Origin of the sequence: Nostoc sp. FACHB-280, assembly GCF_014697615.1 — a bacterium.
Taxonomy (GTDB): domain Bacteria; phylum Cyanobacteriota; class Cyanobacteriia; order Cyanobacteriales; family Nostocaceae; genus Nostoc_B.
Map to the genome: position 1 here is coordinate 1 of NZ_JACJSD010000089.1, position 12606 is coordinate 12606.

The window sequence follows — 12606 nt, forward strand, 5'->3', positions numbered from 1 at the left end:
TGTTTATATTGCCAATTGCTTGTATAACTCTTTCCCTACTTGGGCTTTTGCCACCAATTACTGCTAATTCTATTGAATTATACTGATTTTATTCATGCTATTCTAGCATAGCTACTCTGGGAGAGCCAATTAAGTTAGCATCATTGTTGTGAGCAACTAAATATGAAAATGAAAACTGAACAAGAACGTGAACAATTAATCAAAGCAATCAATGTACTTTTGCATCAAGCTTATGATAGTACTCTAGATGAGATTTACGCTCTATTGCAAAAAATCGAAGATGAAGCAGAAGAAAATGATTTACAAGCCTATTATGCTGCAAAGAGTAATGTTGAAAATAATACTCTGATTGCTTGGGAGGAAATTAAACAAGAAATCGCTAATGAAAAAAACAAGAGTAATTAAACGCCGATGGACGCAGATGAGTTTGTACATTAGCAGACTAGTAAAAGCGATCGCAATTCTCAAGGCTTATAAATATCTCTCTCCCTTGTCTCCCTTGTCTTTAAATTAAGACTACTGTATATACTAATTTTCATATTTCACGGCGCTTTCGTGCCATTTACTTAATATAAAATCTGATAGATAACTGAGGCTGACAAATATTAATACACCCAAGCCAGTGGTGAGAAATAAGGCGGCAAACATTCGCGGAATTTGCAGGTTATAGCTAGAAATCAGGATACGGTAGGCAATGCCGGATTTTGCCCCACCAGTCCCGGCGACAAATTCTGCGACGACAGCACCTATTAAGGCTAAACCACCGCTAATTTTTAACCCGCCTAAGAAATAAGGCATAGCACTGGGTAAACGCAGATACCAAAGAGTTTGCCAGCGTGAAGCTTTGTAGAGTTGAAAGAGGTTGAGTAAGTTGCGGTCAACGCTGTTGAGTCCCAGAGTAGTGTTAGAGACGATGGGGAAAAATGCAACTATCCAAGCACAGACTACAAGGGCGGCGAAGGTGTTGTTTTTGAACCAGAGGATGATCAGGGGTGCGATCGCTACTATCGGCGTTGTCTGTAAAATGACGGTATAGGGAAATAAACTTTTTTCTATCCACTTACTTTGGGTAAATAAAATCGCCATTAATAAGCCAGAAACCACAGCCGCAATAAAAGCCACCACCGTAATTTGTAACGTAATTAATAACGAAGAAAATAACTCATTCCAATCGGCAATTAGTGTTTGCAATACTAATAACGGCCCAGGCAAAATATAAGGCGGTAAATTAGTGACTCGTACCAAAATATCCCACAACAGTAACACTAACACCCCAACTACAACAGGTGCTAAAGCCTCAGCAGAAATCAACTTACTTTGTGTCTTCTTATCAAAAATCTTCATCGTTAATTATGTAAGTCACGGGAATCAGCAAAACTAGGTTATGAAACATAAATATGTCTAAAAACCTTACCAATGACAAATGTCAATGGACAAATGACCACCTTAATTTATAGCTTCCGCTAAACAACGGGAAACCTTGCGGCAATATTCGTTATATAGCAATGATGTCCGAAACTCTTCATCACGGGGATAAGGCACATCAATTTCGATATCTGCCACCACCCGCCCAGGATTTGTACCCATCACTAAGACGCGATTCGATAAATACACCGCCTCGTAAATATTATGAGTGACAAACACCACAGTCCAGTGATATTTCTGCCACAAATCTAATAAATCGCTGTTCAGCCGACTGCGGGTAATTTCATCTAAAGCCCCAAAGGGTTCATCCATTAATAGAATGTTGGGTTGAGTCACTAACGCCCTAGCTATGGAAACACGCATTTTCATTCCCCCAGATAATTGGCGGGGATAACTATCGGCAAAATTTGTCAGTCCGACTAATGCTAAGGCTTGCTGGACTAAATTTTGGGCATCTTGCTTGGGTACTCCCGCCAATTTTAGCGGTAGGCGGATGTTTTCTCTGACTGTTGCCCAGGGCATCAGGGCGGCATCTTGAAAGACAAAGGCTAATTTTCGCGCTGCTTGAGGTATGCCCCAATTGATGTTACCGGAACTAACTTTACCTAATCCGGCTATTAATCGCAATACTGTACTTTTACCGCATCCCGAAGCACCTACTAAGCTGATAAATTGCGCTTCGGGAATTGCTAAGTTTAGGTCTTGTAAGGCAACAGTGCCGTTAGCGTAGACCTTACTGATGTGACTTAGTGTAATCGTCGGATGATTATTCATTCTTGTGAACGAACCGCAAAGGACGCATAGACGCGATAGCGGCTTCCCGCAGGGTAGGACGCAAAGTTATAAGAGTTTGAGAGGGTTCTTGCGGAAGTCCCATAACCTATCACCTGTAACCTGTAACCTGTAACCTATCACCTGCTGTAATACTCTATGCCTTTATTGACGAATTGCAAGGTGAAGGCATCTTTGTAGTTAACATTGGGTTTGTAAACTCCAGCCGTTACCAGACTATCGTAGAGTGCCTTCCAGCGTTCCTCACTCATTGCCCCAACACCTTGCTTTTCGGCAGTCCCAGAAGTAATAATCCCATATTCTTTGAGTTTTTGAATGCCGTATGCTAGTTGGTCATCGGTCATTTCGGGGTTATCTTTTTTGATGAGTTGGTTTCCGGGTTGGGGATTTTCCAGGTAGCTGTACCAACCTTTAATCGAAGCGTCAACAAATCGCTGGACTAAATCGGGTTTTTTTTCTACTAGTTCTTTTTTGGTTTCAATGGTTGTGGCGTAGGTAGTGTAACCGTAATCTGCTAGTAAAAAGACTGTTGGTTTAAACCCGCCTTGTTTTTCAATGGCGTAGGGTTCTGAGGTGATGTAACCTTGCTGTGCTGAGGTTTTATCTGCCAGGAAGGGGGCGGGATTAAAGTTGTAGGGGCGTTTTTGGTCGTCGGTAAAACCATACTTGACTTTCAGTACTGGCCAATATGTGACGTTTGCTGCTGCTGAGATATAAATTGGTTTGCCTTTGAGGTCGGCAAGGCTTTGAATTGCTGGGTTGGGATGGGATATCAGACATTGCGGGTCTTTTTGGAAGATGGCCGCGACGGTAATTTTGGGGATTCCTTGGGCAATGGCGTTAATGGCATCGATGCCATACCCCATAAAAAAGTCAACTGCACCCCCGACTAACAACTGAGTGCCGCTTGGTACTTGTGGGCCACCCATTTTAATGGTGACATCTAGACCATGCTTTTGGTAAATACCAGTTGCGATCGCTTGGTAAAATCCGCCATGTTCTGCTTGTGCATACCAGTTTGTCCCAAAGCTGACTTTATCTAACTGTGAACTTGAATTAGCTGGTTGGTTACTGTTGGTGCAAGCAGCAAGCAAGCCGCTACCCATACAGATGGAACCATACTGAATAAACTGGCGGCGACTAAAGCGATGAATCACTGTTGTTGTGGGTGGTAACGGATTCATAAGACCAAAGAATGTAATCAGACTGATGTTTTAACTGAGTCTGAGTGTACATTCTAAAATCAGTTTTTGATTGACTAAAGAATAAGGTTGAATTGCTAAAGCACGTTTAAAGGCTTTAATTGCATCCACATACTGACCAATAGCTGCATAGCATAAACCCATACCATGCAGTGCGCCAAAATGCACTGGGTTGATTTGAATCACCATCTGACAGTCTGCCAGAGATTCTTTATATTTACCGAGACTGTAGTACAGAAAAGCACGGCGATTCCAAGCTTCGGCAAAATCAGGCTGTTCTTGGATAAGTTTAGTCAACAGTGATTCCGCTTCCGTGGTTTTACCTGCATCTAGCAGTTTTTGGCTTTTGTCGATTTTTTCCAGACCATGAATTCCCTTTTGCTGAAACCAGATCCGCCACAGTTTCTTGGTTGCTTTTTCCCGGACAGAAGCATTAGGGTTCTTCAAATCTTCAAGTAAAGAATTAATAGATAAAGAATCCATGAATTTGAGAGATTTCGAGATTAGTGTTTTTACCTTATTAATAACTTTCGCACAAAATTATCTCCTCAGTGACATTTAATGCCATCTTTAAATTTTTTCTACATTACTATGAATAAACAGCAAATTTTATGTTAGTAATTGTATTAACCAATACTGACAAATACGAAACTCTACATAATAGAGTTGTAAATAATTAATCATTCAGAAACCGCACATCAAAAACAGAAAACTTACTCAAGATACTTGACAAATACTGAGTTACTAATAAGTCATAAAAACATTACGTTAAGGAGGCAGGAGGATTTAGCTTAATTTTGCCTTTCTTAACATAGTTTGCTTTTTTCTCACCGACTTAATTTAGTTCTTAAATCCTCTAGAATATAGATTTTTCTCTGACATCAAGCAAAAATCCCAACTTTAGCATTCTCCAGCCCTAATTTAACTGTGGGGCAAATCCAAAATCTCAAATCTAAAATCTAAAATTTTATGACTATGCCAAAGCCAAATAGTGTTTCCCGGCATATTGTTTTAACATCACATCCAAGTCGTTTCGGCCCCAAGCCAATACCTATTAACTGGGGCGGAAGTGAACCAATGGAACGCGGCCCGGTAATTGCAACGTTGACGAACCAAGGCCATCGCAATGTAATTGGGACTCATTCGGGCGGATACGCGATTTATCGAGCTTTAGCGGTGGCGAGTGGCGCTTTACAAACAGACCACCGTGCTGATTTAACCAATACTTCCCCAATTGAGCAGATCGGCCCCCATCCTAGCTGGGCTGACCCTGATAAAATTGTCTCACTTGATCCCTTGGGAGCGATCGCACCAGAAGTTTTTTCTGCTTATTTACAGCAGGGTTACGATATCCGCCCGACAATTGCCATCACCAAGGCACATATCAATATGCCAGAACTGCAAGAGGCGGTGGCGAAAGGACGCTTGCAGGTGGATGGGCAAATCATGAAAGCTGGTGGTGACTTGGTGGTGACGAAAGCAGCCATTGAACCAGTGTGGTATTTACCTGGAGTTGCTAAACGCTTTGGTATTACTGAAGGCGATTTACGCCGCGCCTTGTTTGAACAAACTGGGGGGATGTTCCCCGAACTAGTAACACGTTCTGATTTAGAAGTATTTTTACCGCCCATTGGGGGTTTAACTGTATATATTGTGGGGGATATCACCGCAATTACCGACCCGAATAAACCTGTGGCTGTGCGGGTACATGATGAGTGTAATGGTTCTGATGTCTTTGGTTCAGATATTTGTACCTGTCGCCCTTATTTAGTCCACGGCATTGAAGTATGTGTCCAAACTGCCCAGGAAGGTGGGGCGGGAATTATTGTCTACTGTCGCAAAGAAGGCCGGGCTTTGGGCGAGGTGACGAAGTTCTTAGTATACAACGCCCGGAAGCGTCAGGAAGGAGGCGATCGCGCTGATGCCTATTTTGCCCGGACAGAGTGCGTCGCTGGTGTTCAAGATATGCGCTTTCAAGAACTCATGCCCGATGTGTTACATTGGCTGGGAATTACCCGCATTGACCGCATGGTGTCGATGAGTAATATGAAATTCAACGCTATTACTCAGTCTGGAATTGAAATTGTTGAACGCATTGCGATACCGGAAGATTTGATTCCCCAAGATGCGCGGGTGGAAATTGAAGCGAAGAAGGCTGCGGGTTATTACACTACGGGGGATGTATTAGATACGGATGGTTTGGCGGAAGTGAAGGGACGTTATTTGGAATTGTGAAATCTGAAGTCTGAAGTCTGAAAAGTGGCGTTGCATTATGACTTTCTTGTGGGCTGGGCTTCTAGCCCGTCCGTTAATTTTAAGGCGTGAGAGTGTTCAGATCCCCGACTTCTCAAAAGAAGTCGGGGATCTCGTAACCCCTCAGAATTTATGGCATTACAGGGGTGAAGGGTGGAAAAAATTGAGTATCTTCGTTCGCCCAGGGCGATAAGAGAAAGGTGTGGGAAAATTTTGGCGCTGGTGAATGAGGGGAAGTCGCGTTACTTTACTTGTGATTTGTCGCAGTTGGGACAAGTGGCAGATTATGTTATTGAGGTGATGCGGGGTAAGTATCCCAATTTAAATATTCCCTTTCATAGTCGGTGGCGACATTTTGAGGCGCAGGGTATACCGCGTTTAGCAAAGTTAGATAATTTGTTAGCGAGACTAACGCCTTTACAACAAGCCATTGCGAAGTTTGATTTGGCAATTGTGAGTGTGTTGTTAGATGCGGGGGCGGGAGAAAGTTGGCGTTATCGTGAACAGTCAACGGGCTTGAGTTTGGGACGTTCTGAAGGGTTGGCTATCGCTAGTTTCGATATGTTTTGTGAAGGGGCGTTTTCGCTTTCAGGTTCGCCGCAAGTGGATGCTTTGAAATTACTCAGGTTAACTGAGGCAGAATTAGCAACAGGGTTTCAGGTTAGTGTAGAAAATTCATTGGTGGGAATTAGTGGGCGATCGCAATTATTACAGAGATTGGGGCGAGTCGTAATTGCTTTCCCTCATTTGTTTGGCGAAGAAAACCCGCGCCCAGGTAATTTAGTGAATTATCTTGTGAGTAAATCCCAAAATGGGCAGTTAGCAGCAACAACAGTATTCAGTGCTGTACTTGAAGGGTTGAGTGATATTTGGCCGGGAAGATTAACCATTGCTGGTGTTAATCTTGGTGATGTTTGGCAACATTCTGCTGTTAGTGATGATGGGTTAGTACCATTTCACAAACTTTCCCAATGGTTGACATATTCTTTATTAGAACCATTACAAGAACTAGGTTTAACTATTACTGATTTAGATGAACTCACTGGATTACCAGAATATCGGAATGGTGGCTTATGTCTTGATTTAGGATTAATTAAGCTGAAAGACCCAAATATTTTGCATTCATCTCATTCTGTTGATTCCGAATTAATCATTGAATGGCGGGCTTTAACTGTAATTTTATTAGATGAAATTGCCGCTACCATCCGCGAAAAGTTAGGAATGAGTGTTACAGAACTCCCTTTAGTAAAAATTCTCCAAGGCGGAACCTGGACAGCCGGACGCAAAATTGCCGCAGAACTCAGAAAAGGCGGTCAACCCCCTATCCAAATCAACAGCGATGGGACAGTATTTTAATAGTCATTAGTCATTCGTCCTTTGTCTTTTGTGGAAATAACTAATGACCAATGACCAATAACTAATAACTAAAATGCAAAATCAAGTCACCGTTATCGACCATCCATTAATTCAACATAAACTAACTTTGATGCGGAAGGCTGAAACTAGCACGACAAAATTTCGCAATCTCCTCAAAGAAATTAGTCTGTTGTTAGGGTATGAAGTAACGCGCAATTTACCTTTAAAATACGAAGAGATTAAAACACCCCTCGCCCCAATGAATGCGCCTGTGCTTGCACCAGATAAAAAGCTGGTGTTAGTGTCTATCATGCGGGCAGGACAGGGGATTTTAGATGGTATGTTGGAGTTAATGCCATCAGCCAGAGTTGGTCATATTGGTTTATACCGCGACCCTAAAACCTTAATTCCGATTGAATATTATTTCAAAGTTCCCCACGATGTTGAACAACGGGACATGATTATTGTTGACCCAATGTTAGCCACGGGAAATTCTGCTGTTGCAGCTGTAGACAGGCTAAAATCCACTAACCCGTTATCAATGAAGTTTGTTTGCTTATTAGCAGCCCCAGAAGGGTTACAACATTTCTGCACCGTTCATCCTGATGTACAGGTTTACACTGCTGCTATTGATGAGTATTTAGATGAACATGGTTATATTATTCCAGGTTTGGGTGACGCAGGCGATCGCTTATTCGGCACAAAATAACTAGGATTTTTACTTCCTTATGGGCTGACTATTCCCATGTTTTGATCCTCCCTAAATATATCTTGCGGCAGAGAACAACCAATCAGCTTATTTATTATTGTGTGTCTGTAGTAGTTAAATTTCTGTATACCTTGGGTATTTTGATACTTACTATTTTTTATGTGTCAATAACTATTTAGAAAACCAACAAAATCTTAAGTTGTTTGTATACAGATAGTTCTTTGCAAATGTCATACCCTACTATTGGACAACTTGAAAGAGAAATTGCACAGAGAATTAGTGCTTTCTATTATGAACAAATAGGGCATCGCCCTAGCCAAGTTGTATGTCATTTTTTTGATACAGAATTGGTGATTTCCTTAGAGAAATCAGCTTCTCTTGTTGAGTTAAAATTAATATCTGGTGGGTATGAAAATTTAGCTGAACAAATCCGCTTATCTTTAGATAAAACTATTAAAACTCAACTACAAAATTTACTAGAAGAACTTATTGGCAAGCCAATAATAGACTTGATGACTAATACAAATCTAGCCACAGGCAGAACTGCGATCATTGTATTTTTACAACAGTTACCAGAAGTGCGAAATCCTGAGTCTATCCCTAAAGCAAATTTGAAGAATTTAGCTGAGTGAAATGACCAGATAACACTGTATCTAGTTTATGGAAATTATAGGGTTTTGTCAGATAAGCATCTGTACCTGTTAAAAAGAGGCGTTCAGAGTTTTTTTCCAGGTACCAAGGGATAACTGCAATAATTGGAATGTTAGCAGTTTTTTTATCTTGTTTGATATGAGCAATCACCTGACCACTAGTAATATCAGAAATCATCATATCTAAGATAATTAAATCAGGTTGATGTGTTTGTGTGAGTATCAAGGCTTTGATTCCTTGTTTGGCACAAATACAAGAATAATGTGATGATTTGAGATGATAATTTAAGCGTTCTAAATTGTAGATATTTTCTTCTACAACTAATATTAGTGGCTGTCCTTTCATAAACAACAAGTCACCTTTAAATTAAAGACTACCTACCCGAAATTTTGCATTTTCACGGTGAACACGACCTCATCAATAGTGAGGTTATGTTCTTTCGTAAATATTTGACGGTTGACGAGGTTCTCTTTACGGGGCTATATGCGGCTCGAAATGGACTAGCTCGTGTATGACTCACTAGGTTGATTGTCTATGCTGAAGTTAAGGGTAGACAATGGCAAGCTAGGGGCAATATCAAGCAAACATCATGATTAAAAGTCTACATTTTTTCTAGGGTGATATGCAACTGTAATAAGTATCAAATTTTCTAACCACTGTTATAGAATTTATTGTCCTTGGTGATTTTCGGGAAAATAATTAACGCCTAAAGCCTTTGGTGGTGTAGCTTTACCAGCTAATCCCAACAATGCAAATAAAGCGATCGCATAAGGTAACATAACTAGAAACTGGTAAGGAATATTCGCACCCAAAGCCTGGATACGTAACTGTAAAGCTTCCGTCGCACCAAACAATAAACAAGCCAAAGCACTACCTATAGGATGCCATCTACCAAAAATTAAAGCAGCGATCGCAATAAAACCTCTACCTGCACTCATCCCTTCAGTAAAAAATCGAATCTGCACTAAGGCTAAATATGCACCGCCTAAACTCGCCAAACAACCACCCAGCACTACCGCACAGTAACGCACCATTGCAACTGATATCCCAGCCGTCACCGCCGCTTGGGGATATTCCCCCACCGCCCGCAAAGTTAAACCAAAGCTGGTATGAAATAAAACATATACACTAATAGCAATTAAAAATAATAGTAAATAGACAAGAATATCTTGCTGAAACAATAACACGCCCAACACCGGGATATTTGCCAAACCTGGAATGATGAGAGGTGTAATTCCTGGTAATCTTTGGGTACTAGCACCACTAAACACCAACCGCGCGAAAAACGCAGTTAACCCACCAGCCACTAAATTAATTGCTAACCCCGACACTAACTGATCAACTTTTAACGTGACACATAAAAAAGCGTGGAGTAAACCCACCACACCCCCAGCTATAATAGCCGCAAGCACACCCGCCCAAACATTCTCAGTGTAGAAAGTTGCCACTGCACTAGTAAAAGCCCCAGTCAGCAACATTCCTTCTAAGGCAATATTTAACACCCCCGAACGTTCCGAATATAATCCGCCTAAAGATGCAAAAGCTAGAGGGACAGCGAGGTGTAAACTGGCGACTAGGTAATCAGAGAAGAAGTTGAGGTTATTCATTAAATAATTAACGACTATGCAGACTTGAAAATTTATAGCAGAAGGCAGGAGAAAAAGTCTTACTAGCCCTGGCTTCAAGCTTTAAAATTGTCCTAACATATCTGACTACCGCTACATAAAAGTCTTTTAACCCTGTAACCTATCACCTGTAACCTGTAACCTCTCCATAACTCTGACTCTTGTTTCCACAGCCAGACTAATAGCAATAAATAATACAGTCAAACCTTGAATAGCATAAACTACAGTAACTGGAACTCCGGCGCTACGTTGCATCACATTTGCGCCACTACGCAAGGCGGCGAAAAATAAAGAAGTTAGCACTACACCGCCAATATTACCGCGACTCAAGAAAGCGATCGCGATCGCATCAAAACCATAACCAGGAGAAACTTGTTCAAATAAGCGATATTTTAACCCCATCACTTCAGTTGCACCTGCTAACCCAGCTAAACCACCAGCTAACGCCATAACTAACATAATGGTGCGTTCCACCGACATACCCGCATAACGAGCAGCAATCGGGTTTAATCCTACGGCGGTGATTTGGTATCCTAGAGGCGATCGCCCTAACAAAACCCATAATATAATTGCTGCTATTAACGCCAAGATAATTCCCGCATGGGCAAGACTCCCCGGTAAAATAATTGGTAACTGGGCAGACTTGGCAATTAAAGGTGAATAAGGACTAGGTGCGGCTGGTGCTTTTAAAGGATTTTGTACCAAATAGCTAACCAAATTCACCGCAATATAATTCAGCAGCAAAGTTGTAATAACTTCATTCACTCCCCGCACAGCTTTCAAATAACCGGGTATCCATCCCCAAACTGCACCAAAAATAAATCCGGCGCACAAAGCCAAGGGAATGTGAATAATTCCGGGTAATTTTTGCACATATAGACCAATTAAAGCACTTCCCAACGCACCCAGATAAATTTGTCCTTCACCACCGATATTAAATTGACCAGCCTTTAATGCAACTAACACTCCTAAACTGGTAAATAATAGCGGTGTCATTTTGGTGAGGGTGTTACCAAAACCAAAGTAATTGGCAAGTGACTCTTGAAATAAGGCTGTGTATGCGGTGATAGGATTTGCGCCTGCAAAGATGATGAGAATAGCACCAACCATCAGGGCAGAGGTAATTGCAATTAGCGGTGATAGGATTGGTAGCAGGGATTGAATGCGATTTATTTTGGTCATGATGTTATGATTGCCAACCCTCAACCTCAAAAAATGAGCATCGAGCAATATCTCGATTGGGAACCTCTACAAGACTACCGCTATGAATACGTTAATGGCGAAGTTTTTGCCATGACTGGCGGTACAATTCTTCACAATGATATTGCCTTGAACATCTACCGAGCATTGTATCCTCATTTACGTGCTAGAGGTTGTCGCATCAACGTTGCCGATGTCAAGGTACAGGTAAATCTTAACAGTCCATACTACTATCCTGATGTCGTAGTCAGTTGTGATTCACGAGATTTAAATGCTCGCAAATTTATCCAATATCCAAAGATAATTGTAGAAGTTCTTTCTCCTGGGACAGAAGCAAAAGATAGAGGCGAAAAGTTTGCTTTTTATCGTAATATGCCAAGTTTACAAGAATATATCTTAGTGGAATCGGAAAAAATCAGCGTAGAATTTTATCGTCGCGGAGAGGGCAGAATGTGGCTATACTCTCCCTATACTATTGGTGAAGATATCATTATCGAAAGTGTTGATTTTAGCTGTGGAATTGATTTGATTTATGAAGGTGTGAGTTTTGATATTTAAAATCAAGTTATTTTTGAGTTAATTTATTTAATCCTGTAATAAATTGATTTACTTCATCTAAGCTATAGAAGAATCCTTCATGTCCAGACCAATCAAGTGTAGCACCAGGATAATTTTCCCAAGCATATTTTGATGTAGGTAATAAACCTATTATCTCTTCTATATTTATGCCTATACATTCTGCGAATCTTGTCGTATATATACGGAACTTTAGACCTTTTCCAGCACTACTTTCTACAGGAATTAAAGTAAATATAGTTTTGCTACCTTTTTTCAAGCTTAATGAACTTCTTGTTGTTGAAACAACTGTAAAATATTTATCTACTAAATTAGTATAAAGTTCAAAATATATTTTTTCTAAACCATGTCTCTTAGCAATTTCTTCAAGCTCTGCATAAGATAAATTCGGCTGTCTTTTAGAATTATTTTGTCGCTGTGTATTCTCTTCTACCTGATTTGGTTCAATTAAAAATACCCTTGCTAGTAATTCTGTACCATCTTCACTACGGAAGTACTGAAAAGTTACCGCATTAATACTAACACCATGACTGTCTGATAAATAATTAATAATTCTTTCAGAGCTACTATCTATTTCAGAAGCAACAATTAATATATGATGATTTGTATTTATAACTTCTGGCAATTCTATTTTAAAAGTTTTTTGAAAAGCTTTATCTAGCTCTAGATTATATTTATTTATCAAGTAACTATAGGAATCATATTTGATTTCTGAAAAAAACTGCGAGATAATACGGAGAAAGATATCTGTCTAACAGCGAACAATGATAAGTCAGCATCTACAAGCCGCGATCATAGAACTACAAGAATTTATAGA

The 12606-nt window shown here is 40.5% G+C and carries 15 protein-coding genes; 7 read left to right on the forward strand and 8 right to left on the reverse strand.

The features are described from left to right. The first annotated feature begins 168 nt into the window (after positions 1-168). Together H6G75_RS31765 and H6G75_RS33710 are read left to right on the forward strand one after the other, a co-directional pair. Positions 169-405 (forward strand): hypothetical protein, encoded by a 237-nt coding sequence (locus H6G75_RS31765; protein ID WP_190983862.1) that lies wholly within the window; start codon positions 169-171, stop codon positions 403-405. Then, on the forward strand, positions 383-514 hold the full coding sequence (locus H6G75_RS33710) for a hypothetical protein (protein WP_277884126.1): 132 nt from the start codon (positions 383-385) through the stop codon (positions 512-514). The genes H6G75_RS31765 and H6G75_RS33710 overlap by 23 nt, the downstream gene beginning before the upstream one ends. A 14-nt stretch (positions 515-528) precedes the next feature. Here the strand turns inward: H6G75_RS33710 and H6G75_RS31770 are convergent, their stop codons facing one another. The 4 genes from H6G75_RS31770 to H6G75_RS31785 form a co-directional block, all read right to left on the reverse strand. Further along, on the reverse strand, positions 529-1344 hold the full coding sequence (locus H6G75_RS31770) for an ABC transporter permease (RefSeq protein WP_190983852.1): 816 nt from the start codon (positions 1342-1344) through the stop codon (positions 529-531). Positions 1345-1446: 102 nt separating this feature from the next. Then, the gene (locus H6G75_RS31775) at positions 1447-2199 is read right to left on the reverse strand and encodes an ABC transporter ATP-binding protein (RefSeq protein ID WP_190983853.1); all 753 of its coding nucleotides are present in this window, start codon (positions 2197-2199) and stop codon (positions 1447-1449) included. A gap of 137 nt (positions 2200-2336) precedes the next feature. Continuing rightward, a complete protein-coding gene (locus H6G75_RS31780) occupies positions 2337-3401 on the reverse strand; it encodes an ABC transporter substrate-binding protein (protein ID WP_190983854.1) in 1065 nt (354 codons plus the stop codon). A 30-nt stretch (positions 3402-3431) separates the two neighbouring features. Continuing rightward, a complete protein-coding gene (locus tag H6G75_RS31785; protein WP_062296112.1) occupies positions 3432-3902 on the reverse strand; it encodes a tetratricopeptide repeat protein in 471 nt (156 codons plus the stop codon). 492 nt (positions 3903-4394) lie between these two features. On the opposite strand from H6G75_RS31785, the gene H6G75_RS31790 reads away from it, so the two are divergent. The 4 genes from H6G75_RS31790 to H6G75_RS31805 all read left to right on the forward strand — a co-directional run bounded on the left by H6G75_RS31790 (position 4395) and on the right by H6G75_RS31805 (position 8369). Then, complete coding sequence (locus H6G75_RS31790) at positions 4395-5654, forward strand: GTP cyclohydrolase II (protein WP_190983863.1); 1260 nt, start codon at positions 4395-4397, stop codon at positions 5652-5654. 171 nt (positions 5655-5825) lie between these two features. Then, positions 5826-7028, forward strand: coding sequence for a URC4/urg3 family protein (locus H6G75_RS31795; RefSeq protein ID WP_190983855.1), 1203 nt, complete (start codon positions 5826-5828; stop codon positions 7026-7028). 73 nt (positions 7029-7101) lie between these two features. Then, positions 7102-7737 carry a uracil phosphoribosyltransferase gene (gene upp, locus H6G75_RS31800; RefSeq protein WP_190589537.1) on the forward strand — a complete coding sequence of 212 codons (636 nt, stop codon included), beginning with the start codon at positions 7102-7104 and terminating at the stop codon, positions 7735-7737. Positions 7738-7964: 227 nt separating this feature from the next. After that, positions 7965-8369, forward strand: coding sequence for a DUF2294 domain-containing protein (locus tag H6G75_RS31805; protein WP_190983856.1), 405 nt, complete (start codon positions 7965-7967; stop codon positions 8367-8369). Here the strand turns inward: H6G75_RS31805 and H6G75_RS31810 are convergent. From H6G75_RS31810 to H6G75_RS31820, 3 genes are all read right to left on the reverse strand, one after another. Then, positions 8338-8733: a PleD family two-component system response regulator gene (locus H6G75_RS31810; RefSeq protein WP_190983857.1), complete on the reverse strand. Its 396-nt coding sequence runs from the start codon at positions 8731-8733 to the stop codon at positions 8338-8340. The two genes, H6G75_RS31805 and H6G75_RS31810, sit on opposite strands and share 32 nt — an antisense overlap. A 323-nt stretch (positions 8734-9056) precedes the next feature. After that, complete coding sequence (locus tag H6G75_RS31815; RefSeq protein ID WP_190983858.1) at positions 9057-9995, reverse strand: ABC transporter permease; 939 nt, start codon at positions 9993-9995, stop codon at positions 9057-9059. 126 nt (positions 9996-10121) lie between these two features. Then, complete coding sequence (locus tag H6G75_RS31820; RefSeq protein ID WP_190983859.1) at positions 10122-11195, reverse strand: ABC transporter permease; 1074 nt, start codon at positions 11193-11195, stop codon at positions 10122-10124. A gap of 6 nt (positions 11196-11201) precedes the next feature. Between H6G75_RS31820 and H6G75_RS31825 the strand changes: the two genes are divergently transcribed. Further along, positions 11202-11771, forward strand: coding sequence for a Uma2 family endonuclease (locus tag H6G75_RS31825; RefSeq protein ID WP_190983860.1), 570 nt, complete (start codon positions 11202-11204; stop codon positions 11769-11771). A gap of 7 nt (positions 11772-11778) precedes the next feature. Here the strand turns inward: H6G75_RS31825 and H6G75_RS31830 are convergent, their stop codons facing one another. After that, complete coding sequence (locus H6G75_RS31830) at positions 11779-12474, reverse strand: hypothetical protein (RefSeq protein WP_190983861.1); 696 nt, start codon at positions 12472-12474, stop codon at positions 11779-11781. Positions 12475-12606 lie beyond the last annotated feature (132 nt).

Bases quoted from the DNA above. Each gene is read 5' to 3' on its own strand.
- H6G75_RS31765 (WP_190983862.1), top strand. From the start codon at position 169: ATGAAAACTGAACAAGAACGTGAACAATTAATCAAAGCAATCAATGTA.
- H6G75_RS33710 (WP_277884126.1), top strand. From the start codon at position 383: ATGAAAAAAACAAGAGTAATTAAACGCCGATGGACGCAGATGAGTTTG.
- H6G75_RS31770 (WP_190983852.1), bottom strand. From the start codon at position 1,344: ATGAAGATTTTTGATAAGAAGACACAAAGTAAGTTGATTTCTGCTGAG.
- H6G75_RS31775 (WP_190983853.1), bottom strand. From the start codon at position 2,199: ATGAATAATCATCCGACGATTACACTAAGTCACATCAGTAAGGTCTAC.
- H6G75_RS31780 (WP_190983854.1), bottom strand. From the start codon at position 3,401: ATGAATCCGTTACCACCCACAACAACAGTGATTCATCGCTTTAGTCGC.
- H6G75_RS31785 (WP_062296112.1), bottom strand. From the start codon at position 3,902: ATGGATTCTTTATCTATTAATTCTTTACTTGAAGATTTGAAGAACCCT.
- H6G75_RS31790 (WP_190983863.1), top strand. From the start codon at position 4,395: ATGCCAAAGCCAAATAGTGTTTCCCGGCATATTGTTTTAACATCACAT.
- upp (WP_190589537.1), top strand. From the start codon at position 7,102: ATGCAAAATCAAGTCACCGTTATCGACCATCCATTAATTCAACATAAA.
- H6G75_RS31805 (WP_190983856.1), top strand. From the start codon at position 7,965: ATGTCATACCCTACTATTGGACAACTTGAAAGAGAAATTGCACAGAGA.
- H6G75_RS31810 (WP_190983857.1), bottom strand. From the start codon at position 8,733: ATGAAAGGACAGCCACTAATATTAGTTGTAGAAGAAAATATCTACAAT.
- H6G75_RS31815 (WP_190983858.1), bottom strand. From the start codon at position 9,995: ATGAATAACCTCAACTTCTTCTCTGATTACCTAGTCGCCAGTTTACAC.
- H6G75_RS31820 (WP_190983859.1), bottom strand. From the start codon at position 11,195: ATGACCAAAATAAATCGCATTCAATCCCTGCTACCAATCCTATCACCG.
- H6G75_RS31825 (WP_190983860.1), top strand. From the start codon at position 11,202: ATGATTGCCAACCCTCAACCTCAAAAAATGAGCATCGAGCAATATCTC.